Origin of the sequence: Klebsiella pneumoniae complex sp. WS1778 (genome assembly GCF_049472055.1) — a bacterium.
Classification (GTDB): Bacteria; Pseudomonadota; Gammaproteobacteria; order Enterobacterales; family Enterobacteriaceae; genus Klebsiella; species Klebsiella quasipneumoniae.
On sequence record NZ_JBKGTJ010000001.1, the window covers coordinates 420,274 to 446,630 of the forward strand.

Annotated in this window: 24 protein-coding genes and 3 pseudogenes; 12 read left to right on the plus strand and 15 right to left on the minus strand. The window is 58.5% G+C overall.

The window, feature by feature from the left end; translation table 11 throughout:
• Positions 1 to 14: 14 nt before the first annotated feature.
• Positions 15 to 950 carry a tRNA 2-thiocytidine(32) synthetase TtcA gene (gene ttcA, locus ACLEXF_RS02170; protein ID WP_023289425.1) on the minus strand — a complete coding sequence of 312 codons (936 nt, stop codon included), beginning with the start codon at positions 948 to 950 and terminating at the stop codon, positions 15 to 17.
• A 48-nt stretch (positions 951 to 998) separates the two neighbouring features.
• Positions 999 to 1,433, minus strand: a pseudogene (locus tag ACLEXF_RS02175) (tyrosine-type recombinase/integrase); the annotation flags it as partial.
• A gap of 446 nt (positions 1,434 to 1,879) precedes the next feature.
• Between ACLEXF_RS02175 and ACLEXF_RS02180 the strand changes: the two are divergent.
• From ACLEXF_RS02180 to ACLEXF_RS02190, 3 genes and pseudogenes are all read left to right on the plus strand, one after another.
• On the plus strand, positions 1,880 to 2,200 hold the full coding sequence (locus ACLEXF_RS02180) for a TonB family protein (RefSeq protein WP_071996700.1): 321 nt from the start codon (positions 1,880 to 1,882) through the stop codon (positions 2,198 to 2,200).
• Between the two features lie 172 nt (positions 2,201 to 2,372).
• Positions 2,373 to 2,489, plus strand: a pseudogene (locus ACLEXF_RS02185) (hypothetical protein); the annotation flags it as partial.
• Positions 2,490 to 2,694: 205 nt separating this feature from the next.
• A complete protein-coding gene (locus tag ACLEXF_RS02190; RefSeq protein ID WP_004203992.1) occupies positions 2,695 to 2,955 on the plus strand; it encodes a bacteriocin immunity protein in 261 nt (86 codons plus the stop codon).
• 291 nt (positions 2,956 to 3,246) lie between these two features.
• Here the strand turns inward: ACLEXF_RS02190 and ACLEXF_RS02195 are convergent.
• From ACLEXF_RS02195 to ACLEXF_RS02205, 3 genes and pseudogenes are all read right to left on the minus strand, one after another.
• Positions 3,247 to 3,414: pseudogene (locus ACLEXF_RS02195) on the minus strand (SOS response-associated peptidase); the annotation flags it as partial.
• 327 nt (positions 3,415 to 3,741) lie between these two features.
• Positions 3,742 to 4,176 (minus strand): universal stress protein UspF, encoded by a 435-nt coding sequence (gene uspF / locus ACLEXF_RS02200; protein ID WP_017898748.1) that lies wholly within the window; start codon positions 4,174 to 4,176, stop codon positions 3,742 to 3,744.
• An 81-nt stretch (positions 4,177 to 4,257) separates the two neighbouring features.
• Positions 4,258 to 4,470 carry a KTSC domain-containing protein gene (locus tag ACLEXF_RS02205; protein ID WP_004203998.1) on the minus strand — a complete coding sequence of 71 codons (213 nt, stop codon included), beginning with the start codon at positions 4,468 to 4,470 and terminating at the stop codon, positions 4,258 to 4,260.
• On the opposite strand from ACLEXF_RS02205, the gene ACLEXF_RS02210 reads away from it, so the two are divergent.
• Complete coding sequence (locus ACLEXF_RS02210; RefSeq protein WP_153245201.1) at positions 4,469 to 4,627, plus strand: hypothetical protein; 159 nt, start codon at positions 4,469 to 4,471, stop codon at positions 4,625 to 4,627. The genes ACLEXF_RS02205 and ACLEXF_RS02210 overlap by 2 nt on opposite strands.
• Here the strand turns inward: ACLEXF_RS02210 and ompK37 are convergent.
• Complete coding sequence (gene ompK37 / locus ACLEXF_RS02215; RefSeq protein ID WP_407259828.1) at positions 4,615 to 5,739, minus strand: porin OmpK37; 1,125 nt, start codon at positions 5,737 to 5,739, stop codon at positions 4,615 to 4,617. The genes ACLEXF_RS02210 and ompK37 overlap by 13 nt on opposite strands.
• A gap of 357 nt (positions 5,740 to 6,096) precedes the next feature.
• Entirely contained in the window at positions 6,097 to 9,624 is a 3,528-nt protein-coding gene (gene nifJ, locus ACLEXF_RS02220; protein ID WP_203558909.1) for a pyruvate:ferredoxin (flavodoxin) oxidoreductase, read from the minus strand.
• A gap of 361 nt (positions 9,625 to 9,985) precedes the next feature.
• Between nifJ and ACLEXF_RS02225 the strand changes: the two genes are divergently transcribed.
• Complete coding sequence (locus ACLEXF_RS02225; protein WP_004140155.1) at positions 9,986 to 10,249, plus strand: putative hemolysin; 264 nt, start codon at positions 9,986 to 9,988, stop codon at positions 10,247 to 10,249.
• Positions 10,250 to 10,280: 31 nt separating this feature from the next.
• On the opposite strand, the gene hslJ is transcribed toward ACLEXF_RS02225, so the two are convergent.
• From hslJ to ACLEXF_RS02240, 3 genes are all read right to left on the minus strand, one after another.
• Positions 10,281 to 10,721 carry a heat shock protein HslJ gene (gene hslJ / locus ACLEXF_RS02230; RefSeq protein WP_004204013.1) on the minus strand — a complete coding sequence of 147 codons (441 nt, stop codon included), beginning with the start codon at positions 10,719 to 10,721 and terminating at the stop codon, positions 10,281 to 10,283.
• Positions 10,722 to 10,844: 123 nt separating this feature from the next.
• On the minus strand, positions 10,845 to 11,834 hold the full coding sequence (locus ACLEXF_RS02235) for a 2-hydroxyacid dehydrogenase (RefSeq protein ID WP_004204014.1): 990 nt from the start codon (positions 11,832 to 11,834) through the stop codon (positions 10,845 to 10,847).
• Positions 11,835 to 11,982: 148 nt separating this feature from the next.
• A complete protein-coding gene (locus ACLEXF_RS02240) occupies positions 11,983 to 12,483 on the minus strand; it encodes a DedA family protein (RefSeq protein ID WP_004204015.1) in 501 nt (166 codons plus the stop codon).
• 206 nt (positions 12,484 to 12,689) lie between these two features.
• Between ACLEXF_RS02240 and ACLEXF_RS02245 the strand changes: the two genes are divergently transcribed.
• From ACLEXF_RS02245 to ACLEXF_RS02255, 3 genes are read left to right on the plus strand one after another with little or no spacing between them, the layout of a single operon-like run.
• Positions 12,690 to 15,329: a YdbH family protein gene (locus ACLEXF_RS02245; protein ID WP_004204016.1), complete on the plus strand. Its 2,640-nt coding sequence runs from the start codon at positions 12,690 to 12,692 to the stop codon at positions 15,327 to 15,329.
• A complete protein-coding gene (locus ACLEXF_RS02250; protein WP_004204017.1) occupies positions 15,326 to 15,511 on the plus strand; it encodes a YnbE family lipoprotein in 186 nt (61 codons plus the stop codon). The genes ACLEXF_RS02245 and ACLEXF_RS02250 overlap by 4 nt, the downstream gene beginning before the upstream one ends.
• 7 nt (positions 15,512 to 15,518) lie before the next feature.
• A complete protein-coding gene (locus ACLEXF_RS02255; protein ID WP_004204018.1) occupies positions 15,519 to 15,842 on the plus strand; it encodes a YdbL family protein in 324 nt (107 codons plus the stop codon).
• Here ACLEXF_RS02255 and feaR read toward each other — a convergent pair whose 3' ends face one another.
• Positions 15,843 to 16,745 (minus strand): transcriptional regulator FeaR, encoded by a 903-nt coding sequence (feaR, locus tag ACLEXF_RS02260; RefSeq protein WP_032455921.1) that lies wholly within the window; start codon positions 16,743 to 16,745, stop codon positions 15,843 to 15,845.
• Positions 16,746 to 16,980: 235 nt separating this feature from the next.
• Between feaR and ACLEXF_RS02265 the strand changes: the two genes are divergently transcribed.
• Together ACLEXF_RS02265 and ACLEXF_RS02270 are read left to right on the plus strand one after the other, a co-directional pair.
• The gene (locus tag ACLEXF_RS02265; protein WP_065697073.1) at positions 16,981 to 18,480 is read left to right on the plus strand and encodes an aldehyde dehydrogenase family protein; all 1,500 of its coding nucleotides are present in this window, start codon (positions 16,981 to 16,983) and stop codon (positions 18,478 to 18,480) included.
• Between the two features lie 124 nt (positions 18,481 to 18,604).
• Positions 18,605 to 19,495 (plus strand): oxidoreductase, encoded by an 891-nt coding sequence (locus ACLEXF_RS02270; RefSeq protein WP_407259827.1) that lies wholly within the window; start codon positions 18,605 to 18,607, stop codon positions 19,493 to 19,495.
• Between the two features lie 18 nt (positions 19,496 to 19,513).
• Here the strand turns inward: ACLEXF_RS02270 and ACLEXF_RS02275 are convergent, their stop codons facing one another.
• The 4 genes from ACLEXF_RS02275 to ACLEXF_RS02290 are packed head-to-tail and all read right to left on the minus strand — an operon-like array spanning position 19,514 to position 23,524.
• On the minus strand, positions 19,514 to 20,245 hold the full coding sequence (locus tag ACLEXF_RS02275) for a class II aldolase and adducin N-terminal domain-containing protein (RefSeq protein ID WP_126066024.1): 732 nt from the start codon (positions 20,243 to 20,245) through the stop codon (positions 19,514 to 19,516).
• A 5-nt stretch (positions 20,246 to 20,250) separates the two neighbouring features.
• On the minus strand, positions 20,251 to 21,081 hold the full coding sequence (locus tag ACLEXF_RS02280; protein ID WP_004204023.1) for an ABC transporter substrate-binding protein: 831 nt from the start codon (positions 21,079 to 21,081) through the stop codon (positions 20,251 to 20,253).
• 23 nt (positions 21,082 to 21,104) lie between these two features.
• Entirely contained in the window at positions 21,105 to 21,977 is an 873-nt protein-coding gene (locus ACLEXF_RS02285) for a phytanoyl-CoA dioxygenase family protein (RefSeq protein ID WP_043522035.1), read from the minus strand.
• A 26-nt stretch (positions 21,978 to 22,003) separates the two neighbouring features.
• Entirely contained in the window at positions 22,004 to 23,524 is a 1,521-nt protein-coding gene (locus ACLEXF_RS02290; RefSeq protein WP_032455927.1) for an amino acid ABC transporter permease/ATP-binding protein, read from the minus strand.
• A gap of 488 nt (positions 23,525 to 24,012) precedes the next feature.
• On the opposite strand from ACLEXF_RS02290, the gene ACLEXF_RS02295 reads away from it, so the two are divergent.
• Positions 24,013 to 24,927 (plus strand): LysR substrate-binding domain-containing protein, encoded by a 915-nt coding sequence (locus tag ACLEXF_RS02295; protein ID WP_004204026.1) that lies wholly within the window; start codon positions 24,013 to 24,015, stop codon positions 24,925 to 24,927.
• Positions 24,928 to 25,096: 169 nt separating this feature from the next.
• Positions 25,097 to 26,353: a flavin-containing monooxygenase gene (locus ACLEXF_RS02300; RefSeq protein WP_407259825.1), complete on the plus strand. Its 1,257-nt coding sequence runs from the start codon at positions 25,097 to 25,099 to the stop codon at positions 26,351 to 26,353.
• The last annotated feature ends 4 nt before the right edge of the window (positions 26,354 to 26,357 follow it).

A 26,357-nucleotide genomic window follows, 5' to 3' on the forward strand; every position in this document is an offset into this window, starting at 1 on the left:
GAGACGCTTGCGGGTTACTTCACTTCCACTACGTTCAGACGCAGCTCATCCAACCGGGCGTCCTCTTCCTCCGGCTGCCAGCCGGCGGGCTGCAGGGGAATCTCTTCCCTGTCAAACGCTAAATCGCCGCCGTCCACCACCTCGGAGCCGTGGGTGATGCCTTTAAAATCAAACAGATTAACGTCGCTCAAGTGCGAAGGCACCACGTTCTGCATTGCGCTAAACATGGTTTCAATGCGTCCCGGATAACGCTTATCCCAGTCGCGAAGCATATCGGCGATCACCTGGCGCTGCAGGTTAGGCTGCGAACCGCACAGGTTGCAAGGAATGATCGGGAAGCCCTTGGCCTGGGAGAAGCGCTCGATGTCCTTTTCGCGGCAGTAGGCCAGCGGGCGGATGACGATGTGTTTGCCGTCATCGCTCATCAGCTTCGGCGGCATCCCTTTCATTTTGCCGCCGTAGAACATATTCAGGAACAGCGTCTGCAGGATGTCGTCGCGATGATGGCCGAGGGCAATCTTGGTGGCGCCGAGTTCGCTGGCGGTACGGTAGAGAATGCCGCGACGCAGGCGAGAGCAGAGCGAGCAGGTGGTTTTTCCTTCCGGGATCTTCTCTTTGACGATGCCGTAGGTATTCTCTTCGACAATCTTGTATTCAACGCCCAGCTGCTCAAGATACGCCGGCAGAATATGCTCCGGGAACCCGGGCTGTTTCTGGTCGAGGTTCACCGCCACCAGCGAGAAGGAGATGGGCGCGCTTTTCTGCAGGTTACGCAGGATCTCCAGCATGGTATAGCTGTCCTTGCCGCCTGACAGACAAACCATAATGCGGTCGCCCTCTTCAATCATATTGAAGTCGGCGATCGCCTCACCGACGTTGCGGCGCAGACGTTTCTGCAGCTTATCGATGTTGTATTTCTCTTTCTTTGTAAGTTCTTGATTTTCTTGCATTGTTAACATTCTCAAAATCTAAAAGGGGCATATAGGGGGCAAAACGTGTTAAAGCCCAAGCCGGGAATTCAACATAGAAACCTGGTCGCCGTTCATTTCTTCTATCCATGTACTATAAACGTCGTACACCATTTGCGCGTTTTCATGCCCCATCTGATTGGCTATAAAAGACGGGTTTGCGCCAGCCGTCAGGAGCCAGCAGGCAAAAGTATGCCGCGTATGGTACGGATTCCTGCGGCGAATGCCAGCGCGTTTTACTGCAGCTTCCCATCTGCTGCCTATGCTGCTGTGCGAGTAGCAGGGTTTTTGCTCGCCTTTCCGTCTCCGCGGCATGAAAACAAGTCGCAAATTCTGTTCCTCGCTTGAGCCGTATTCCCTGTGGTGAAACGTGATAGTGGCGACCGGATGTCCAGCTGTCAGTTCATGCTGCGCTTTGAGCGCGTCCAGGGCAGGGCCGAGCAATTGTATCGTCCGGTTTCCTGCTGCTAATGCCATACCGAGGCCTTTTGCTGAGGCGCTGGTGAGAGGTAACTCGCCGGAGATGTGCCGGGCGTGAGAAACCGTAAAAGCACCTGGGAAGCAATAAAATACCCGGCAATCAGTGCCGGGTTTTGGGTCTCACATAAGATTGGAAATCTGGCTGTAAGAGAGGTGTTTACTTAACTTGACCCTAAATGATAAGTCGAAACTCCTCATTTTTTAATGGAATATAGGTGAATGGAAGCGTTATAGGGAAGGAGTAGCCCTGCGGAAGAATGGCGATGCCTCAATCCCCCGCAGAACGCAAAGCGCGCAGCTAACCCGGCTGTGATATATAATCCCCTCCATACCAGCGGGGATGTAGAAGTGGAGCCGCATTCTCCGGCGTTGCATGAAAAAGGCGTATTAGAGATCTATAGACATAAGGAAAACAACAATTGGTATCCGTTATGAAAAAAACATTACTTCTGGTTTGCGCTGTTCTTATATCAAACTTGGCACTTGCTGCAGAAAATAAAGAAGAAGTGGTGCCTGTGCGGATAAGTTGCCCTAATCCTTATTATCCAGTTTCTGCCATGGCTAATCGGATTAGTGGCACTGTAAATTACGCTGCCTCAGTAAATGAAAAAGGGGAAGTAACTTCTGTTGAGACAACTGGTGCTGAGATCTTTTTTAGAGAAACAAGATCAGCAATGAGAAAATGCAAGTATGAGCCCGGAAAGCCAGGCATTGCGCGTGGAACAATAAGATTTCGTCCATCTCAACCGTAAATACTGCTAGCCTACCTGGATTTTGTGTACTGAGAGATCTAGCAGCCTGATGCTCTTGCAATGGGAGTCGAGCCAAGTGATGTTATGTTGGCAAGCTCTAGAGATTTACCTGGCAAAATCACTGGTTAAGGGGAGCAGGTTAGTCATGGTTGGCTGAAAAAAAACTGGAGACGAGTTAGGCTCTCCTGTTCCCAGTGTGATTGCTGAAAAATTTCGTGGCTGTGAGTTTTCGAACTTTCATTCATTCGGAGAGCTTTCAGGAAGGCGGTTTCTGATACCACTGAGCTAACTGAGCGGTTTGACAAGCTAGCTTAGGGGGTATCAAGTAAGAAACATGGTCGTTCATTCGTAAAATGAGCATGTCGGGGGAAGGCTTAAACATGAATTAGAACACGCAAAAGCTATTAAAATACCGGTGATGTGTATGGTATTGAGAACTGGCGAGTTATGATGCACAAAAAGCCATGTCGAAGTTCACTAAGCAATGGTGGTAAATGATGGACAATAAAAAAAGCATTTCTGATTACACTGAATCTGAGTTTTTAGCTTTTGTGAAAAAGATATTTAATCCGGATAATACAACCGAAGATGAAGATGTGCAAAATGTTTTAGAGTTTGAACGTATCACTGAACACCCTGATGGTTCTGATGTAATTTTCTATCCTCCAAAGGGCCGAGAGGATAGTCCGGAAAGGGTTGTTAAGGAAGTGAAAGAATGGCGGGCCAGGAATGGCAAGCCTGGTTTCAAAGAGTAGCTGATCGGTACAGTTGCGTTATCTTAACTATCTTAACGTGATAATAGATGACTTCTGATTGAAACTCGCGCCGGCGGTTTTTTATTACGTTGAATTTATTATCGATGAAAGTAGCTCACAATTTTGATTTTTTATCAACCAGCCCTAAAGATGTCCTCGGAGCCTGAGCAACTTCCTTAACTTATGCGCTTTGAGGGCATTCCCGAAGCAAAAGGCAAGCAGAACACCAAGGTCTGCTTTCAGCATAGTGCGGGTATTATCAGGTTATTGGATTTTAATAGCCTCAATCAATTACGCCCCCTGATTCCTAACGTTGTCCACCGCTCGGAAAACGGGGTGCCATGTGAAATGATCAGCAGGTACCGCACCATCTGCAATTATCTCATTCACCTCTTTTCCTCGAATAGCCTGCCTCATTCATTCCCGGGTGGATTCAGGTACCAGGACCAGCGGCCGGCGCTGTGGGGGCTGGCTGTATGTAAATATAAAATAAATTCAGTTGGTTGGAGGGGGCACAACTTATTGGTGTTGTACATTTTTACTGATTTCTTGATTTTGCAGCATGTAATAGTGGCTCAATTCATAGTGTGGCATCAGAAGAGCACGCGTTCTGCCAGCCGCTGGACAACGTGGCGCTGGCGCGTAGCAATTAATGAGGTCTGACAGACAACCGTGGCGTGTATGGTACGGATTCAGGGGCGGAATGTCAGCATCTTTCCGGCACTTTCCGCTGCGGGCAGGGGCAGAAGTAAAAATAAAAAGCCCGCCGGGCGGCGGGCTGAGGCGTTAGCGAACGACCAGCACCGAGCACTCGGCGTGGCGGACCACCGCGGCGGCGTTGGAGCCCAGCAGATAGGTGGTAATATCCGGCCGGTGCGAAGCAATGATCACCAGGTCGGCGGGTAGCGACTTGGCGAGGGCCAGGATCTTATCTTTTGGCGATCCTTCGGCAACGTGAAAATGTTTCCGATCTTCCGGGATAGAGAACTGTTTCGCGAGTTCTTTAAGCTGCGTTTCCGTTCCTTCACGCAGCTCATCCATACCAGGCAGTTCGGCGGTATAGGCCATTCCCAGTGAGGCATAATAAGGCAGGGAAGGGATAACGGAGAGGAAATGGACCTCAGCGTCGTCAATCCGCGCTTCCGATTCAACGTGACTGATAATGCGTTCAGTAAATTCTTTATCAGAGATATCGATGGGGACAAGAATCATTCTGCTCATAAAACCTCCTGTTTAAGTATCCCCTCATATTGTACGGCATTATGGCACGTTTTGTATCATGACCGCAGTCACACTTTGACATTAACGTGACTTGTGTTCGGGAAATTTTCCCTTTATCACGCCGTCATAAAAGCGACCCTTTGACACCACCTGTAAAAAGTCACGAAAAATACGCGGTGGAACGCCGGTATATTGCAACGGCGGCTGGTGATAAAAACAAATTTCCAGCGTGGCGGAAGCGTCATCATAGGCGACAGAGATAATTCGGGAAGATTTTACCGGGTGATGATGCATGATGGACGTCCTCGGGCAGGCACTGACTGAGCACGACTATATCACTAAATGGACGGCTATTTTAAGCGGTGGGATATATTGTTTTGTTTTAGCTGGTGCGATGCAAAGAGAGAGAAAGCCCGCCGGAACCGGCGGGCTGGCGCATCAGAACTGGTAAACCAGGCCCAACGCGACGATGTTGTCGGTAGAGATACCGTTGTCTTTGTAGAAGCTGTCGTTGTCATCCAGCAGATTGATTTTGTAATCAACGTAGGTGGACATATTACGGTTGAAGTAATAGGTGGCGCCGACGTCCATATATTTGACCAGATCTTTATCGGCGTAGCTGCCGGTGTTATAGAAATCTTTGCCTTTGGACTGCAGATAGGAGATAGCCGGACGCAGACCAAAGTCGAACTGATACTGAGCGGTGACTTCGAAGTTTTGCGTTTTGTTGGCCACGCCGTCGTTGCCGTAAGGGGTCATGTTGCGGGTTTCAGAGTACATGGTCGCCAGGTAGATATTGTTGGCGTCGTACTTCAGGCCAGCGGTCCAGGCTTCAGCTTTATCGCCACGGGCGTTGGTCTGGGTCATCTGGTCGTTGGTACGGTCAGATGAGGTGTAGGCCGCTGCCGCGCTGATGCCCATGCCGAAGTTATAGGAGGTAGAGAGACCGAAACCGTCGCCGTTGTCAAAGCGAACATCGCTGTCGCTGCTGCGGTTGTTGGTGCCGACGTTGATGTCCTGGGCGTTCTGGCCTTCGTTTTTACCCTGATACTGCAGGGCGAAGTTCAGACCGTCTACCAGACCGAAGAAGTCGCTGTTACGGTAGGTCGCGACGCCGTTGGCGCGGCCTGCCATAAAGTTATCCGCATAGGTGTAAGAGTCGCCGCCGAACTCCGGCAGCATATCGGTCCAGCCTTCGACGTCGTACAGCACGCCGTAGTTACGACCGTAGTCGAAGGAACCGTAATCGCCCACTTTGATACCGGCGAAGGCCAGACGGGTCCACGCCTGATCGCCGGCGCTTTCGGTATTGTTGGCCTGAACGTTGTATTCCCACTGGCCGTAACCGGTGAGCATATCGTTGATCTGGGTTTCGCCTTTAAAGCCAAAGCGAACGTAAGTTTGGTCGCCGTCTTTTTTCGAGTCGCTGGAGAAATAGTGCAGACCGTCTACCTTGCCATAGACATCTAATTTATTTCCGTCTTTATTATAAATTTCCGCCGCATGTGCGGCGCCAGCGGCTAATAAAGCCGGAATAACGAGGGCCAGTACTTTTCTTTTCATGAAGAAATTCCTTTAACTGTTTTTATGTTTTAGCTTCCGGGAAGGAAGTGAACTCATGCTAAAGGAGCGGTCTGAGATATGGTAAGACTCAATTGTTACGATATAAGTAAATTCTAAATAAAATAATACTGAAGTAATGGTGATAATTATGATGAATACATCTTCAACTAATATACAAAATAAAAATTATACATGGTCAGTTTGATCGCGTATTATTCGAGCGTTATATGCCTTTATTGTCATGCCAAGCATTTTTATTTGCCGTCTCATTCTGCGGAATGATTTTGTTATCGGTAAAACGACAAGCCCGAACTTCATGTTCGGGCTTTTTTTATGGCTGCGGGATGGAAAATAACCTTAGCTCTCGCTCGTTGATTTCTCCGCTTTGCCAGCCAGCTGGGCGAGGAAGTCGTAGCGCTTCTGCAGGTCGGCGGCAGCATCTTTCCACAGCTGCTCCGCCACTTCCGGCTGCTGCGCATTCAGGCGACGGAAGCGTTGCTCATTGAGCAGCGTCTCAGCCAGGGCGTCTGACGGTGGGCGAGAGTCCAGCGCCAGCGGGATCTTGCCTTCTTCCGCCCGACGTGGGTCGAAGCGGTAGAGCGGCCAGAAGCCGGTGGCGGTCAGCTGACGCATTTGATCGTGGCTGAGCGCCAGATCGTAGCCATGCTCTTCGCAAGGACTGTAGGCGATGATCAGCGACGGCCCCGGATAGGCTTCCGCTTCCTGAATCGCTTTCACCGTCTGGTTCAGCTGCGCGCCCAGCGAAATCTGCGCCACATAGACATGACCATACATCATCATGCTGACGCCAAGATCTTTGCGTGCCTTGCGTTTACCGTGCTCGCCAAACTTAGTGACCGCCCCCAGCGGGGTGGCTTTTGACGCCTGGCCGCCGGTGTTGGAGTAACACTGGGTATCCAGCACCAGAATGTTGACGTTTTCCGTCAGGCTCAGCACATGATCCAGGCCGCCGAAGCCGATATCGTAGGCCCAGCCGTCGCCGCCGATCAGCCAGACGGATTTCTCCACCAGCGCGTCGGCATCGGTCAGCAGCTCTTCAGCGCCTTGCACGCCGGTCAGCGCCTGGCGCAGGGCCGCCACCTGTTCACGGCGCGCTTCCGGCGTCGCCTCGGCATGCAGCGCCGCGTTCAGCTCTGCCGGCAGCTGGTCGGCGAATTCGCTCAGCAGGCGCATCACGCGCTGACGATGTTGATCGACGGTTAAGCGGAAGCCGAGCCCGAATTCAGCGTTATCCTCAAACAGCGAGTTGGCCCACGCCGGGCCGCGGCCGTTGGCGTCGGTCGTGTACGGGGTCGAGGGCAGGTTGCCGCCGTAAATGGATGAGCAGCCGGTGGCATTGGCAATCAGCATCCGGTCGCCATACAACTGGGTCAGCAGTTTGATATACGGCGTTTCGCCACAGCCGGAGCAGGCGCCGGAGTATTCAAACAGCGGGCTGATCAGCTGCGAAGTGCGGATATCAATACGCTCCAGTTTGCTGCGGTCGATTTCCGGCAGGTTGAGGAAGTAATCGTAATTCACTTTCTCCTCTTCCACATGCTCCAGGCGGGACATCATATTGATGGCCTTGATCTCCGGATTCTGGCGATCTTTTGCCGGGCACACTTCCACGCACAGGTTGCAGCCGGTGCAGTCTTCCGGGGCGACCTGCAGTACGTATTTCTGCCCGCGCATATCGCGGGACTTGACGTCCAGCGAGTGCAGACTGGCAGGGGCGTTCTCCATCTCTTCCGGTGCGACCACTTTGGCGCGGATCGCCGAGTGCGGGCAGGCGGCGACGCAGTGGTTGCACTGGGTACATAGCGCTTCCTTCCAGATGGGGATCTCTTCGGCGATGTTGCGTTTCTCCCAGCGCGTGGTGCCCATGGGCCAGGTGCCGTCCGGCGGCAGGGCGGAGACCGGCAGCGCATCGCCGAGACCGGCCAGCATCGCGGCGGTGACCGTTTTGACGAAATCCGGCGCGGCGTCGGAGACCACCGGCGGGCGGTTCGGACTGTTGGCATTCACCGGCTGCAGCGGCACTTCCGCCAGCGATTCGCGGGCCAGGGCCAGCGCCTGCCAGTTGCGTTCCACCAGCTCCTGGCCTTTGCTGCTGTAGCTTTTGGCGATGGCCGCCTGCAGTTCCGCCAGCGCGCTGTCGCCAGGCAGGATGTGAGTCAGATGGAAGAACGCCATCTGCATCACGGTATTAATGCGCGCCCCGAGGCTACATTCGCGGGCGATCTTCGCCGCGTTGACCACGTAAAAACGCGCTTTTTTCTGATTCAGGGTGGCCTGCACTTCCTGCGGCAGGCGGGACCAGACTTCATCGGCGCTGTACGGCGTGTTGAGCAGGAAAATGCCGCCGGGCTTCAGCCGCTCGGCCATCTGGTATTTATCGATAAACTGCAGCTGGTGGCAGCCAACGAAATCGGCCTGCGAAATCAGATACGAAGAACGAATCGGCTTTTCGCTGACCCGCAGATGGGAGACGGTCAGGCCGCCCGCCTTCTTCGAGTCATAGACAAAGTACCCCTGGGAGAACCACGGGGTGGAATTGCCGATGATTTTGATATTGTTTTTGGTGGCCGACACGCTGCCGTCGCTGCCGAGGCCGTAGAACAGCGCTTCGAGCTTGGCCTCTGATGGCAGAGTATTTTCGCCCAGCGGCAGCGACAGGTTGGTCACGTCGTCATAGATGCCGACGGTAAAGCGCGGCTTCGGCTGGGCGGCCTGCAGCTCATGGAATATCGCCAGCACGCATTCCGGACCGAACTCCTTGGAAGAGAGACCGTAGCGGCCGCCGATGGTCCGCGGCAGCGTCTCGCGCTCGCCGCGGTTAAAGGCTTCCGCCAGGGCGGTCATCACGTCGAGATACAGTGGCTCCGCGTGCGCGCCAGGTTCTTTGGTGCGATCCAGCACCGCCACCGCCCGGGCGCTCTCCGGCAGCGCTGCCAGCAGGTGGGCGGCGGAGAATGGGCGATAGAGGCGCACTTTCAGGACGCCGACTTTCTCGCCGCGGCTCAGCAGTTCATCGACCACCTCTTCGCAGGTGCCGATGGCCGAGCCCATAATGACGATCACGCGTTCCGCCTGCGGATGGCCGTAAAACTCAAACGGTTTGTACTGGCGGCCGGTGGCGGCGGCGAAGTCATCCATCGCTTTCTCGACATGATCATAAACCGCGTCGTACCACGGGTTGGTGGCCTCCCGCGACTGGAAGTAGGTGTCAGGGTTAGCGGAGGTCCCGCGGATCACCGGGTGTTCCGGATTGAGCGCGCGCTGGCGATGCTCAGCGATTTTCTCCTGCGGCAGCAGGGCGCGAATCGTGTCATCCGCCAGCGGGGCGATTTTGTTGATTTCGTGCGAAGTGCGGAAACCATCAAAGAAATGAATAAACGGCACCCGGCTTTGCAGGGTGGCGATATGTGAGATCAGCGCGAAATCCTGCGCTTCCTGAACGCTGCTGGCGCACAGCATTGCGCACCCGGTCTGACGGACCGCCATCACATCGGAATGGTCGCCGAAGATCGACAGCGCGTGGGTGGCGACAGTGCGGGCGGCGACGTGCAGGACAAACGGCATCAGCTGGCCGGCCAGTTTGTACAGCGTGGGGATCATCAGCAGCAGGCCCTGCGATGAGGTAAAGGACGTGGAGAGGGCGCCAGTCTGCAGCGCGCCATGTACGGCGCCAATGGCGCCTGCCTCCGACTGCATTTCGACCACGCGGGGCACATCGCCCCAGACGTTTTTCAGCCCATTGCCGGCCCAGGCGTCAGCCTGTTCCGCCATCGTTGAACTGGGCGTGATCGGGTAGATGGCGATAACTTCACTGGTGCGAAACGCGACGGAAGCGACCGCGCCATTACCATCAATCGTAATCATATGAAGACACCCTTACATTGCGCAAAAGAATGGACGCGTGAAACCGCGACGCGCCCTGTAATTATATAAGAGCTAGTTTAGCAAACCGTTGGCGCCGCCATTTTTGCATTTGTGTCCTCAATACGACGGCTACCCGTGACCAGATCAATATTTTGCGCGGTTCGCGGAGAAAGTAGCTTTTCTGGACGTGAAGGCGAGCCATCGCCCGGTGAGTATCCCTGTGCAGATCAACCTTTACGCAGAAATTTGCTAGAAAATGTTAATGAGACGCATAAATACGTACTTCCCCTCTCGACGCCGCGCGCCACGCTGCCTATTATTCTTGGGTTTGCTATTTAAGACGTTTCCGAGGGGAGAGAAAATGCGAGCTGCGATGTTAGTGGGATGTGCGGCGCTGTTGCTGTCGGCGTGCAGTAGTGAACCCGTTCAGCAGGCCACGGCGGCGCACGTCACGCCAGGAATGCGGGCGGCGATGAGCGACGCCGGTCAGGCCAACTGCGCCATGATAGGCGGCTCGTTATCGGTGGCTCGTCAGCTCGATGGTTCAGCGATTGGCATGTGCGCGCTGCCGAACGGTAAACGCTGCAGCGAGCAGGCGCTGGCGGGCGGAAGCTGCGGCTATTAATGGCAGCCCCGCAGCGGGCTCAAAACGCCGGCTAGTGCATCAGGTCGGCGAGCTTATAGACCAGCGTCTGGTCGGCGGTCGCCAGCGTCAACTGGTTTTCCGTCAGATCGACCTGCGCGCCCTCGCGCAGCATCTTACCAATGGTCGCATCAAGGGTATTAAGCTGGGCATCGTGGCACAGCATCCGGGTCATCGCCAGCGATTTGACCTTCAGCTCGCCGTCCGACACCTTACCTTCCCCGCTGAAGCCGTTGCACATATTGCCCGAAACATACATATTGCCGGTAATAGCCATCTTCTCGCCGAAGCTCAGCTCCAGCGGCCGGTCGCCAGCGTTTACCGCCTGGCCGTTGACGCTGGTCAGCACGAAACGATGATGCTGTAGCTGTTCCGCGCCGGTGGACACCTTACTGTTATAGACACAGCCGGACAGCAGCAACCCTGCCGCCAGTAATGCCGCAAATTTGTTCATTTTCACTCCAAAACATTCACATTACTAATAAAACAAAGCCAGTGTAACGGTATCGCAGCGGGGATCTGTGGGGATTATCTGAATGTGCTCCCCCCGGGGAGAGGAGCACAAAAGGGAAAGGAATCAGACGATAGCGTTTGGGCAGGTTTCACCGTTGGCGACCTGCTGCAGATTGCCCAGGGTGGTCTCCGAAATGCTGATCAGCGCCTCGGCGGTGAGGAACGCCTGATGGCCGGTGAACAGCACGTTGTGGCAGGCGGAGAGGCGACGGAAGACGTCATCCTGGATCACGTCGTTGGATTTGTCTTCGAAGAACAGATCGCGTTCGTTCTCATAAACGTCCAGCCCCAGCGCGCCAATTTTTTGGTGCTTCAGGGCATCGATGGCCGCCTGGGAGTCGATCAGCGCGCCGCGGCTGGTGTTAATCACCATCACTCCGTCCTTCATCTGATCGAAAGCCCCGCGATTGAGCAGATGGTAGTTTTCGTCGGTCAGCGGGCAGTGCAGGGAGATCACGTCCGACTCCTTGTACAGCGTGGCGAGGTCGACATATTCCACCCCCAACTCCAGCGCGGCGGCGCTTGGGTACGGGTCGAACGCCAGCAGACGCATGCCAAAACCTTTGAGGATCCGCAGCATCGCCACGCCAATTTTCCCGGTGCCAATCACCCCGGCGGTTTTGCCATACATGGTGAAACCGGTGAGTCCTTCCAGGGAGAAATTAGCATCACGGGTACGCTGGTAGGCGCGGTGGATGCGGCGGTTAAGCGACATCATCATGCCGATCGCATGCTCAGCCACCGCTTCCGGCGAGTAGGCTGGGACGCGCACGACGCGCAGGCCAAGCTCTTTCGCCGCCTCGAGGTCGACGTTGTTAAACCCGGCGCAGCGCAGGGCGATATACTTCACGCCGTGGGCCTTCAGCTCCTCCAGCACCGGACGGCTGCCGTCGTCATTGACGAAGATGCATACCGCTTCGCAACCGTTGGCGGTTTTGGCGGTTTTCTCTGTCAGCAGGAAGTCGAAGAATTCCAGTTCAAAGCCGTAGGTATCATTCACGTGCTGCAGGTACTTTTTATCGTACTGCTTCGTACTGTAAACCGCGATTTTCATAAGACTTTTCTCCAGTGATTATAACGTCACGGTAGCATATTTAAAATAATCGTACAATTATTAAAAAATAGTTTAAATGGCAGGTGCTTATCCTAATTCTAGAGCATATCGCGGATTTGAGGAATCTCTTTGAAAGACAAAGTTTTTTTTACCACAAACTCAGGCTTAAAGCGCCGGGGGAGAGCAGCAGAAACGGCCACAGCAGACCGGAGCTGACGTTAGCCAGCTGAAACGACCACAGCGGCAGGCCGCTGGCGCCGCTGACCAGGGGCAGGGTGGCGCGCAGGGGAGAGAGAAAGCGGCTGAAAAAGACCGCCCACAGCCCGCGGCGCTGAAAAAAGAGTCGGCTGCGGGCCAGCCGCTCGGCGGTCAGCCAGCGTAACTGCGTAAGGCGGTGACGATAGCGAACGCCCAACCACCACGAGAGCCAGAATCCGCCGATGGCGCCGAGGCTGGCGCTGGACCACATTAGCAGGAAATGACCGAGGCTGGCGGAAGCGAATGTCCCAAGCAGCAGCAGGCCGGAGGTGCCCGGGATGGCCAGCGACACCAGCGCGCAGGATTTAGTGAAAGTGAGCAAGAAAACCATCAGTAATACCAATGGATAGTGGCCCTGTGCGCTCTCAATGAGCGAGATAATTAACGACACCGTCTCTCCCGCAAGCAATACCTATCTTTCTGGAGTGTGGCAGGGGGTGCTTAAACAAAAGTTAAATGGTGACGGCCGATCGCCGCGCCGCGATACCGGCTGGCAACTATGCTTTAACAGGTCGCAAACTTTCACTCACTGGTCGAACGTGTCACAATGGGCGCCTTTCGGCTTTTACTTATGTTGAATCAGGATATTAACTGCCCATGAAGGGTAAATATAAAGCCGCCATCGCGCTGGTGTTAGCGCTGGTGTTACTGCCGCTAACCCTGCTGTTGACGCTGACCCACTGGGTGCCGACGCTGGCGGGCATCTGGCTGCCCGTGGGCACTCATATCGCTATGCAGGAGAGCCCGCGTCTTACGCGTTCCGCCCTGCTGATCCCCGATCTGCGCTATCTGGTGGGCGAGTGTGAACTCGCCAGGGTGACCGATGCCCGTCTCTCGCGCCCCAGCCGCTGGCGGCTGCATATTGGCCAACTTGACATCAACAGCGCCTGCCTGAGCAAACTGCCGGCCAGCGATCCCACGCCCGGATCGCCGCGCACCCTTGCCGAATGGCAATCGATGCTGCCCTACAGCTGGTTAACTATTGATAACCTGCGGCTGTCGCCGTGGGAAAAATGGCAGGGGCGGCTGGTGATGTCACTGACCCCTGCGCAGCAGGATATCGGCTTTGCCGGTAACGATTTGAGCCTGCAGGCGCGCTTGCGCGGCCAGGCGCTTACCGTCAGCCAGTTCAGCGCCCGGCTGGCTGACGATCAGCCGCCGGTGAAGCTGGTGGGGACCTTCCATCTGCCGCTGGTGCCGGATGGCCTGCCGGTCGATGGCCAGATGCAGGGCACCTTCGAATTCCCGCAGACTGCGGAATGGATCGATGCCGAGCTGACGTGGCAGCATAATCGCGGCCAGCTGCTGGTCACCCCACGCGGCGAGGTGGAGCCCATTCTCGACCTGCCGTGGGAGATCACTCCGGAGCGGATCACCATCAGCGACGGCCGCTGGCGCACCCGCTACGAGGCGTATCCGCTGAGCGGCCGCGTGGCGCTGTCGGTGGGTAACTGGCAGCAGGGCACGGAACAGATGATCGTCAGCGGTCGCTTGAATGTTCTCACCGAGGGGCATGCCGGAAAAGGCAACGCGGTGCTGAATATCGGCCCGGGCAAGCTGAGCATGGATAACAGCGACCTGCCGCTGCGACTCACCGGCGAGGCCAAGCTGGGGGAGATGATCTTTTACGCCGCGCTGCCGGCCCAGCTCAGCGGGTCGCTGGTCAGCCCGCAGCTGGCGTTTCACCCCGGGGCGCTGCTGCGGTCGCGCGGGCGGGTGATCGACGCGCTGAACATTGACGAAATTCGCTGGCCGCTGGCCGGGGTAAAGGTCACGCAGCAGGGCGTCGATGGCCGCCTGCAGGCGATCCTCCGCGCCCATGAGCAGCAGATGGGCGATTTTACGTTGCATCTGGACGGTCTGGCGAACGATTTTCTGCCCGACAGCGGCCGCTGGCAGTGGCGCTACTGGGGCGAGGGGCATTTCACGCCTATGCAGGCGCGCTGGGATGTGAAGGGCAGCGGTGAGTGGCGGGACAATGCCATTACGCTGAGCAGCCTCTCCACGGGTTTCGACAAGCTCGAGTACGGCACGATGCGGGTCAGCACGCCGCGTCTGACCCTCGAGCAGCCGATCCGCTGGCTGCGCGATGCTGAGCATCCGCGGCTGACCGGCGCGCTGTCGCTGGATGCGGCAAAAACTACCTTCACCGGCGGCAGCTATCTTCCGGCATCGACGCTGAAATTCGCCCTCGACGGCCGGGACCCGACGTGGTTCCAGTTCACCGGCGCGCTGCACGCCGATACCATTGGCCCGGTGCGGTTGACCGGGCGCTGGGATGGCGAACGGCTGCGCGGCCAGGCGTGGTGGCCAAAACAGTCGCTGACGGTATTCCAGCCGCTGGTGCCGCCGGACTGGAAGATGAACCTGCGCGAAGGCAGTCTTTATGCGCAGGTGGCCTTCTCGGCGGCAGCCGGGCAGGGATTTGAGGCAGGCGGCCATGGCGTCCTGAAGGGCGGCAGCGCCTGGATGCCGGATAACCAGATCAACGGCGTCGACTTCGTCCTGCCGTTCCGCTTCAGCGACGGCCACTGGCAGCTGGGCACCCGCCGTCCGGTCTCCTTACGCATTGGCGAAATCGTCAACCAGGTCACCGCGCGCAACCTGACGGCGGACCTGCAGGGCACCTGGCCGTGGAGCGAGGCCAATCCACTGCAGCTTAGCGACGTCAGCGTCGACCTGTTAGGCGGCAAGCTGACCCTGCTGCAGCTGCGCATGCCGCAGCGCGACCCGGCGCTGATCCGTCTGCAGCACATCTCCAGCAGCGAACTGACCAGCGCGGTCAAGGTGAAGCAGTTCGCCATGTCCGGGGCGGTGAGCGGCGCGCTGCCGCTGTGGCTGGAGAACAATCAATGGATTATCCACGACGGCTGGCTGCGCAATGACGGACCGATGACCCTGCGGCTGGATAAAGACACCGCCGATGCGCTGGTGGCGGACAACGTCTCCGCCGGGGCGGCGATCAACTGGCTGCGCTATATGGAGATCTCCCGTTCATCGACGCAGATTAACCTGAACAATCTGGGCGTGCTGACGCTTAAAGCCGCCATCAACGGCACCAGCCGGGTGGACGGGAAAAGCAGTACCGTGCATTTAAACTACGCTCATGAGGAGAATATTTTCGATCTGTGGCGCAGTTTACGCTTCGGCGACAATTTACAGGCGTGGCTTGAGCAAAATGCCACGCTGCCCGTGCGGCGCTGTACGGACGGTAAGACATGTAAGGAACCTAAATGAAGAAGCTGTTACTGGCCATAGTGGCGTCGATGCTGCTCGCCGGCTGTACGCCGCGTATCGAAATTGCGGCGTCGAAAGAGCCCATCACCATCAATATGAATGTCAAAATTGAGCATGAGATCCATATCAAGGTCGATAAGGATGTGGAAAACCTGCTGAAATCCCGCAGCGATTTGTTCTGAGGCGACGATGAGAAAACGACTGTTAACCGCGGCGCTGGCGCTGACTCTGCTCAGCGCGCCCGCGCTGGCGTTAACCCTGAGCGAAGCGCGCCAGCAGGGGCGGGTGGGGGAGACGCTGAACGGCTATCTGGCGCCGCTGCGTCAGGATAAAGAGACGCTGGCGCTGGTGAAACAGATCAACGCCGCGCGCAGTGAAAGCTACCAGCAGCTGGCGGATGACAACAATCTGCCGGTGGATGAGGTAGCGAAAATGGCCGGACAGAAGCTGGTTGCCCGCGCTCAACCCGGCGAGTACGTTCAGGGGCTAAACGGCCAGTGGCTGCGCAAATAATTAGCGGCAGCGCTTGCGGTATTCGCCCGGCGAGACGCCAAAGCGCTGCTTAAAGGCGGTGGAGAAATGGCTATGGTCGCTGAAGCCCCAGCGGTAGCCGATCCCCGCCAGCTTTTCGTCATCGTGGACGTCCTGTAACGCCCGGGCGCACAGATCCAGCCGCCGGTTCTTAATATACTGCGCCACCACCAGCCCTTTGTCGGCAAACAGCCGATAGAGGCTGCGCACCGACATTCCCATCTCGCTGGCCAGCCACTCCGGCCGCAGATGCTCCGACTGAATGGATGCGTCGATTAACGCTATTATCTTCTGAAACTGCTTGTCCCGCCGGGACGGGGTCGGCTCACGCTGGCGCAGCACCGGGCGCAACAGGCAGGCGATCGCCTCCAGCGCCGCTTCACTTTCGCTGGCGGAGAGCGCCGTGCCGCCCATACTCTCCAGCAGCAGTCGCTGGCTGAGCTGCACCATCGGCAGAGACTTATCCAGCCGGCAGGCGGTAACTATCTCGCCCGTCGGCGCCACCCGCTGGCGCGGCAGCAGCAGCGAAGCCTGACGCGAGGTCTGCTGCCAGACGATAGAGCACGGGCGGGCGGCATCGATCAACGTGATATCCCCCGCCGCCAGGGTCACCTGGCGATCGTCCTGTTCGATCACCGCTTCGCCGGCGAGCTGAAACACGGTATAGAACCAGGCGTCGTTATCGCGTTTTATCTCATTGCGCGTGCGGTAGAGATTGACGCCGGCGGCGGTGACCGTGCTGACCTTGAGGCTGCCGGCGTAGCGGGCGTCAATCTCGCCGTGAAAGCGGCCCTCCAGCGGCCGGGCGGCGAAATGGCCGCAGACCTGATTGATCGTCGCCAGCCAGCGCTGGTACGCCAGCCCCCCCTCAGCCGTGGTCATCATTCGCCGTTCTCCTGTAATAATAATGTTTCTGCATTGTTGCATTTATGCCGCCTCAGGCAAGGGCGCGATGGCGGGTATATGAAAGAACTATTACCTGCGGCACATTTCTGTCAGGGCAGGCGACGGAATTGCGGCGACTGTCACAGCGGCGCAAACGAATGTCACAGAGAAAAAAGCGCCAGCCGCCAACCGGACATAGACTGAAAGCACTATCCGCGAAGAATAAGGAAAGGGTATGTCCACCTCTCAGATAGCGCTGCTTGCCAGCGTCCAGCAGTTTTTAGACCGTCAGCATGGCCTGTATATCGACGGCACCCCCTGCGCCGCGCAGAGCGAAAACCGGTTAACCGTCTGGGATCCGGCCACCGGGCAGGCAATCGCCACCACCGCCGACGCCAGCCCGGCGGATGTTGACCGGGCGGTGATGTCCGCCTGGCGTGCCTTCGTCGACCGCCGCTGGGCCGGGCGCACCCCGGCCGACCGCGAGCGCATCCTGCTGCGCTTTGCCGATCTGGTGGAGCAGCACGGCGAGGAGCTGGCGCAGCTGGAAACCCTCGAGCAGGGTAAATCCATCGCCATCTCCCGCGCCTTCGAGGTCGGCTGCACCCTGAACTGGATGCGCTACACCGCCGGGCTGACCACCAAAATCAGCGGCCGGACGCTGGACGTCTCGATCCCGTTCCCGCAAGGGGCGCGTTATCAGGCGTGGACCAAAAAAGAGCCGGTGGGGGTAGTGGCGGGCATCGTTCCGTGGAATTTCCCGCTGATGATCGGTATGTGGAAGGTGATGCCGGCGCTGGCGGCGGGTTGTTCGATCGTCATTAAACCCTCAGAAACCACCCCGCTGACCCTGCTGCGGGTGGCGGAGCTGGCGACCCAGGCGGGCATTCCTGACGGGGTGTTCAACGTGGTCACCGGCAGCGGCGCCGGCTGCGGCGCGGCGCTGACCGCCCATCCGCAGGTGGCGAAGGTGAGCTTTACCGGCTCGACGGCCACCGGGAAACAGATTGCGCGGGTGGCCGCCGACCGCCTGACCCGCGTGACGCTGGAGCTGGGCGGCAAGAACCCGGCGATTGTGCTTAAAGACGCCGATCCCCAGTGGGTCATTGAGGGGCTGATGACCGGCAGCTTCCTTAACCAGGGGCAGGTCTGCGCCGCCAGCTCGCGGATCTACATTGAAGCGCCGCTGTTTGACACCCTGGTCAGCGGCTTCGAGCAGGCGGTGAAATCACTGCAGGTGGGGCCGGGGATGCTGGAGACGGCGCAGATCAACCCGGTGGTCTCCCGGGCCCACTGCGACAAGGTGGCGGCCTACCTTGAAGAGGCCCGACAGCAGAAGGCGGAGCTTATCAGCGGCAGCGCCGGGCCGGATGCCGGGGGGTACTATATTCCGCCGACGCTGGTGGTCAACCCGGACGCCGGGCTGCGCCTTACCCGCGAGGAGGTGTTTGGCCCGGTGGTGAACCTGGTGCGGGTGGCCGACGGCGAGGAGGCGCTGCGCCTGGCCAATGACAGCGATTTTGGCCTGACCGCCAGCGTCTGGACCCGCGACCTGACCCAGGCTCTCAATTATACCGACCGCCTGCAGGCCGGGACGGTATGGGTCAACAGTCATACCCTGATTGACGCCAACCTGCCGTTCGGCGGCATGAAGCAGTCCGGCACCGGTCGCGATTTCGGCCCGGACTGGCTCGACGGCTGGTGCGAAACCAAATCCGTCTGCGTGCGTTACTAGCCCTCCGTCGGGGAAGGCGCATCGCTTTTCCCGACGTCCCGCTTGCCGACCTCCGCTCTTTCTCGCTACTGTGAAGGGCAATCTTTGCCCGCGCAGGGCGGAGAATGATGAGGAGGACTTCGGCATGACTGCATTTCCTGAAGTTGCACTAATTGGTCCCGGCGCCATCGGCACCACGATCGCCGCCGCCCTGTTTGCGGTGGGGAGGGCGCCGGTGGTCTGCGGGCGCACTGCCCATTCGTCGCTGGTGCTGCGCACTGATGAGGGTGAGATCGTGGTGCCCGGCCCGGTGCTCACCGACCCGACGGCGATAGCCGCCCCCTTCGACCTGGTGTTTGTCGCGGTGAAGGCCACCCAGACGGAGGCCATCGCCCCGTGGCTGGCGGCCCTGTGTTCGCCAGACACCGTGGTGTGCGTGCTGCAAAACGGCGTCGAGCAGCGCCAGCAGTTTGCCCCTTTGACCGGCGGCGCGACGGTGCTGCCGTCGGTGGTCTGGTTTCCGGCGCAGCGCGACGCCGATGCTTCGGTCTGGCTGCGCGCCGCGCCGCGACTAACGCTGCCGGATCTGCCGGGGGCGGAGCGGGTGCAGCAGGCGCTGGCGGGAACCCACTGCGCGGTGGAGCTGGCGGCGGATTTTACCAGCGTCGCCTGGCGTAAACTGCTGCAGAACGCCGTCGCCGGACTGATGGTGCTGACCGGACGACGCGCCGGGATGTTCGCCCGGGAGGAGATCACCGCCCTCGGACTGGCCTATCTGCGCGAATGCCTGCAGGTGGCGCGGGCGGAAGGGGCCGTCCTGGGCGACAGCGTGCCGGAGGAGATCATCGCCGGCTTTCATCGGGCGCCTGCCGACTTAAGCACCTCTATTATGATCGATCGCCTGCATGGCCGACCGCTGGAGTGGGATATTCGTAACGGGGTGGTACAGCGTCGCGGGCGTCAACACGGCATACCGACGCCGCTCAGCGATATCATCGTGCCGCTGCTGGCGGCGGCCAGCGACGGCCCGGGCTGACCCCGGGCTGGCGCGGGGTTAATCCACCAGGGAGGGATCGAGGTCGATCATCAACTGCTTCATCTCGGCAAAGTGCTGCCGGGAGAAATCGGCAATTTTCTCCCAGTCCTGGGCGGTTTTTTCCGCCACCGCGTCCGACAGCACCTTCAGCGGCTGGCCGGTTGACCAGGCGGTGATCAGGATCTGACAGGCGCGCTCCAGGGTCCAGATATCGTCGAACGCTTCGCCGATAGTCGGGGCGGTCACCAGCACCCCATGGTTGCCCATCAGCAGACGGCGATTATCCGCCAGCAGCCCCGCCAGCCGGGCGCCTTCTGCCGCGGTGTCCGCCATCCCGCCGTACAGGGTATCGACGGCGACCCGGTTAAAATAGCGGGCCGTGTTCTGGTCAATGGGCAGGATCTGCGGCGTCGCCAGACAGGCGAGGCTGGTGGTGTACACCGGGTGCAGATGCAGCACCACCCGCACGTCGGGTAGTCGCTGATGGATCTGCCCGTGAATGGCCCACGCGGTGGCATCGACGTCAGGTCGCGCGGCGCAACGTTCATCATCGGCGTGCAGCACCAGCAGATCGCTGGCGCGGATGCGCGAAAAGTGTTTCCACTTCGGGTTGAGTAAAAACGTTTTCCCGTCAGCGGAGAGCGCGGCGCTGAAATGGTTGGCCACCGCCTCATGCATGCCGAGATGGGCAATGATGCGAAAGGTGGCCGCCAGGTCGATGCGGATCTGCTCTTCATCGGAATCGCGCATGGGCATTACTCCGCTTTCGGCATCAGGGTCTGCAGATCCTCTGCCGTCGGCGCCTGGAAGTGATATTTCTTCAGCAAGGCGGCATATTCCGGCGTCGCGCTGTATTTTTTCAGCGCCTGTTCGAGGGCGGTTTTCACCTCCGTGTTGCCTTTTTTAACGCCAAAGCCGTTCAGCACCGGATAGATCAGGGTGTCAGAGGAGATCGCCACCCGGTCGCCCAGCTTTTCCACCACCCCGCGCGCCACGGCGGCGTCGGTGATCTGCGCATCCACTGCGCGGGACAGCAGCGCCTGGGTGGTCTGCGGGTCGGTGGTATAGACGCTCAGCGCAATTGGCTTCAGCCCTTTCTTCACGCAGTAGTCGGCGGAAAGCTTCTGCAACTGCGCCAGCCACGAGGTGGCGCCCATCGAGCCGATTTTATGCCCGCAGAAGTCTTCCGGCGTCTTGGGCTGGTAGTCGCTCCCTTTGCGGGCGAGGATCGCTTCCCCGCTTTTCAGGTACGGCACCATGTCGATCACCTTCAGGCGCTCGGCGGTAATGTACATCGACGAGTTGGTGATATCGAAGCGCCCGCCCTGCAGTCCGGGGATCAGGTTGGGGAAGCGGGTGTCGATATTCACCGCCTCGCGGCCCATGCTCTTCGCCAGACCGTCGAGCAGTTCAATATCAAACCCCGCCGGTTTGTTGTTCTCCATGTACTCGTAAGGGAAAAAGGTCATGTCCGAACCGGCGGTGATCTTGCCGCTTTGCTGGAAGGCCAGCGCGTTCAGGGATGTCAGAGCCCCCGCTGCGCAGAGCAGCAGAGCCAGCGGGCGTGGTGCGAAAAAGCGTGTCATAAAACCTCCGGAGTGTGGGCGAATTACATGCTGGCGCGATCGGCACCGGCCTGCTGAACAAAAAACGAAGCGCCGCGCGGCTTCTGCGGCAGGCGAAGCTGGTTATTGGTGCTGCGCACCAGACCGCTCTCTTCCCCGGCCACCAGCTGGCCGGCATGGCGGCTCGGCAGCGGGTTTTCGCCGAAGGGCAGCGCATCCTCAGCGGCGTAGACGCTGATGAACAGGGTGCGCGGCAGGGCGGTTTCGTTGGGGCTGGAGGCGTGCAGCAGGCGGGTATGCATAAAGCAGACTGAGCCCGCCGGGCCAAAACAGGCCTGCGGCTGCTGGCACTGAGCCGTCACCACCTCGTCATCCACCGCCCCGGTGAAGCGACCCTCCTGCCAGTGGGACCACAGCGGCCCCTGATGGCTGCCCGGCACCACATTGAGCGGGCCATTTTCCGGCGTCACCTCGCTGACCATCAGCAGGGCGGTGATAATGTCGTCATTGCTGTGCGGGGTGAAGAGGAAATCCTGATGCCATTTCACCTCGGTGGCGGTGTGCGGCAGCTTGGAGTTAATTTTGCTGTGGTGAAAACGGGTGCCGTTGCCGCCGATCAGCTGCCCGGCGATGGCCGCCATCCGCGAATTCAGCGCAGTATGGCGATAGGCCTCGGAGATCTCCGTCGGGGAGGCGACCCGGCGCAGCGACGGATGGTCGGGAGCATGGTCGCGTTCGATATCGAAACGCGGCCGCCCGTCGAGGGTTTCTCCCCACGCCGTCGCGTGACGGCGGCTCTCCTCGACCCAGCCGTCGAAATCGCTCTGCAGCGTGGCGATGTCGGCGGCGGAAAGCACCCCTTCGACCACCAGATAACCCTGCTGATGAAACTGCTCAATTTGCCACTGCGCAATCATAGTTTTTCCTCTTCACGTCCCGATAATTAAGCCAGAGAAACATCTTTCAGAAAGGCCTCGACCCGCGGGTGTTGCCCGCTGCGCATCGCCTGCGGCGTGTCATCGCACACCACCCGGCCTTTCTCCATAAACACGATCCGGTCAGACACTTTGAAGGCGAAGTTCATCTCGTGGGTGACGATCACCATCGTGATGCCTTCGTGGGCCAGGGATTCGATAACCTGCAGCACCTCATTCACTTTTTCCGGATCCAGCGCCGAGGTGGGCTCATCGAACAGCATGATCTGCGGACGCATCATCAGGGCGCGGGCGATCGCCACCCGCTGCTGCTGACCGCCGGAGAGCTGGTGCGGATACTTCCAGGCGTGTTCCAGCATGCCCACCTTGTGCAGCAGCTCGCAGGCATGCTGGCGCAGCTCCGTGTCGCTCGCCAGATGGTGATAGCGCGGGGCCAGCAGCAGATTGCCGAACACGGTCAGATGCGGGAACAGGTTAAAGCTCTGGAACACCATGCCGATATTCAGACGGTGTTCGGCATTCTCCATAAAGCGCGGCTTCTGCTGCCCCTGACGGTCGAGATGAATAAAGGGCTGGCCGTTAATCTGAATTTCGCCGTTATCGATCTGCTCAAGACCGTTTAGCAGGCGAATGAGGGTGGTTTTCCCCGAGCCCGACGGGCCGATAACCGAGACCACTTCGCCGGGCTGGATCTGCAGGCTCACCGCCCCCAGCACTTCGACATTGTTGTAGGCCTTATGCAGCTTAGAGGCCTGCAGCGCCGGCTCCTGGCCCTGGGAGACGCTGCGCGCCATCGCCGGGCGCCGGGCGGTCGCCAACTGCTGCATCTCGGCATCCACCGGCCGGGCGGTGTCGCGTCGGGTGACATCGAGGTAGTTCTCCAGCCGTTTCAGCAGAAAATCGAACACCGTGACGATAAAGATGTAATAAAACGCCACGGCGGTCATGGTCTCCATGACCAGAAAGTTCTGCGAGTAGAGCTGCTGGCCGACCATCAATATTTCGGTCAGGGAGATCACCGACACCAGCGAACTGAGCTTCACAATGGCGATATACTCATTGGCCAGCGCCGGTAGGGCGACGCGCAGCGCCTGGGGAATGATCACCCGCCACTGGATCCCGGCGTAGCGTAAACCCAGGGCCCGCGCGGCTTCACTCTGCCCGCGGGGGATGGAGAGCAGCCCGCCGCGATGGATCTCGGCAATATAGGCCGCTTCGCTGAGGACCATCGCCAGCAGGCCGGCCCAGAAGGGATCGTTCAGCACCGGCGCGAAGGAGGGCAGCGCCTGCGGCATGTTGTAGACAAAAATCAGCAGGACCAGCAGCGGCATACTGCGAAATAACCAGATATACAGCCGGGCAGGGGTGGATAACCAGCCGCGCGGCGACTGTTTAGCCAGCGCCAGAATAAAGCCGAGCACAATACTGCAGCCCCAGGTCAGCAAACTTAATTTAATGACGGTCCAGGTGGCCCACCAAAAATCGGCATCGCTGAGCAGGCTTAACATGTAGTTCCAGTTAAACGTCATGGGCTATTTCACTCGTCATAATTAACCTAAATGAAAGCGGCTCGGCTGTGCATTAATGGGGAGCCGCCGGTGTTCATCGTGCGAATACACTATGCTGGCGGGATGCTTTCAGAGGCAATTAGTAAATTTTTGGTCTCTAAGTTTAAAAAAACTATACAGCGTTATTAACGATATGGAATTTAAAGTGATTATCAGGATACTTTGCGTAAACAATTTAAAAACAATAGCTGCAATTGAATAACGATATTTTATGCAGACAGGTTATTTTGCGCGAAACTGGGGCGACCGCTGCCTGCTCAATGTGCAGCGTGTTGCATGATGGTGCAAAAGCGGAAATAAACCGTGCCGGCGCGGGAGGAGAATAAATAATATCGCCCCCTGGCGGGCAATGCGCCGCCATTTTTCGCGGGTGGCACGCGGATTGCTTGGGACTTAGAGGAAAACTATTTCCTGCGTGCGCCGGACCATATTTTATCAATGGTGATGCTATGAACCGATTTACCCTGAAGCAGCTCAAATATTTCGTCACCGTGGTGGAGACGGAGAGTATCGCCGAGGCCTCCCGCCAGCTGCACATTGCGCAGCCGTCGATTTCCATTGCCATTAAGAATCTGGAGAGCACCTTCGACCAGCAGCTGTTTATTCGCCACCACGCGCAGGGCGTCTCGCTCACCTCCAGCGGTCGGCGGATCTACGATAAAGCGAAGGAGCTGCTGCGCCTGTCGTGGGAATTTGAGCAGAATTCGCGGGCGGATAAAGAGCTGGTTTCTGGCATGATCTCCATCGGTTGCTTTGAATCGGTAGCTCCGCTGTATATGCCGAAGCTGGTGGCTGGATTTAAGAAATGCTATCCGGAAATTACGCTGCATCTGTATGACGGCGAACAGCATGAGCTGATGCATGGCCTGCACCGCGGCCGCTTTGACCTGGCGCTGGTCTACGATCTGGAGCTTGGCCACTCGATCAATAAAGAACGGCTTAACGCCCCGCATAAACCCTACGCGCTGCTGCCCGCCGCGCATCCGCTGGCGCAAAAGGCGCAGGTGACGCTGCAGGAGCTGAGCCGCGAGCCGATGATCCTCCTTGATGCGGTCCCGAGCAAAAATTATTTCATCTCCATCTTTAAGGAAAAAGGCTATCACCCGGAAGTAGCTTACAGCTCACCCTCTATCGAAATGGTGCGCTGTATGGTCGGTCAGGGGCTCGGTTTTTCGGTGCTGGTCACCCGGCCTTGTTGCGATATGACCTACGATGGTGAAAGGGTGGTGCAGCGGGATATTGCCGACGATATGCCCGCCTCAACCTTAATTATGGCGCATCTCGCGAATAATGAGCCGACGCGGCCAACGCAACTGTTTATGGATTATTGCCGCAGTATCGAATTAACCCCCTCTCACGGCTGAAATAACGCCTGTCGATCCGGCAGGCGTTATTTTTTTGTCGTCAATCAGCCTCGTAAAATTCTATTCAGTCGATCGTTTTATAATATTTTACCAATTCGTCACAGTTAAATAACCTGAAAGCCGTCAATTCCGGCGACCTCGTCGGCAACTGTGCTTGAAGGATAGAGAAATGACTGAACAGATAACCGAGATCGATACCCTGGTGGTCGGCGCGGGGCAGGCGGGCGTCGCCATGAGCGAGCATCTGACCCGGCTGGATATCCCCCACCTGGTGCTGGAGAAACAGGGTATTGCCCAGGCCTGGCGCAGCGGGCGCTGGGATTCGCTGGTGGCCAACGGCCCGGCCTGGCACGATCGGTTTCCGGGGATGGTGTTCCCGGACTGCCCGCCGGATAGCTTTGTCGGCAAAGAGCAGGTTGCGGACTATTTTGCCGCCTATGCCCGCAGCTTCAATGCGCCGATCCGTACCGGGGTGGAGGTGTACAGCGCCGAACGCCTCGCCGGGCGACCGGGCTTTCGTGTTGACACCTCCCAGGGGGTGATTGAGGCGCAGCGGATCGTAGCGGCCACCGGACCCTTTCAGCGCCCGGCGATCCCGGCTATCGCCCCGCAGAGTCCGGCTATTCAGCAGCTCCACTCGGCGCACTATCTTAATCCGCAGCAGCTGCCGGAGGGCGGCGTGCTGGTAGTGGGGGCCGGATCCTCCGGCGTCCAGATTGCCGATGAGCTGCAGCGGGCCGGACGCGCGGTGTGGCTGTCGGTGGGGGCGCACGACCGGCCGCCGCGTCGCTATCGCCAGCGCGATTTTTGCTGGTGGCTCGGGGTGCTGGGAATGTGGGACGCCGCGGCCAATGCGCCGGGGAAAGAGCATGTCACTATCGCGGTGAGCGGCGCGCGCGGCGGCCATACCGTCGATTTTCGCCAACTGGCGCATCAGGGGGTCACCCTGGTGGGGCAGACCCGCGGCTTTGACGGCGCCAGGGCGTTGTTCCACCCCGACCTGGCGGAGAATATCCGCCGCGGCGATGCCTCTTATCTTGCGTTGCTCGACGCCGCCGACGACTGGGTAGCGCGCAACGGTTCTGATCTGCCTGAAGAGCCCTTCGCCCGTGAGTTTCTGCCCGATCCGGCCTGCGTCAGCGACCCGCTGCTTAGCCTCGACCTGGCCGAGGCCGGGATCGGCGCCATCATCTGGGCGACCGGATATACCACCGACTATCGCTGGCTGAAGGTCAACGCCTTCGATGACGCGCAGCGGCCGCAGCATCACCGCGGCGTGTCGACGGAGCCGGGGGTCTATTTTCTCGGCCTGCCGTGGCTGTCGCGGCGCGGGTCCACCTTTATCTGGGGCGTCTGGCACGATGCCAAATATATTGCCGACCAGATCGCCATTCAGCGCCAGTATCAGCGTTACCAGCCGTCCTGATAAC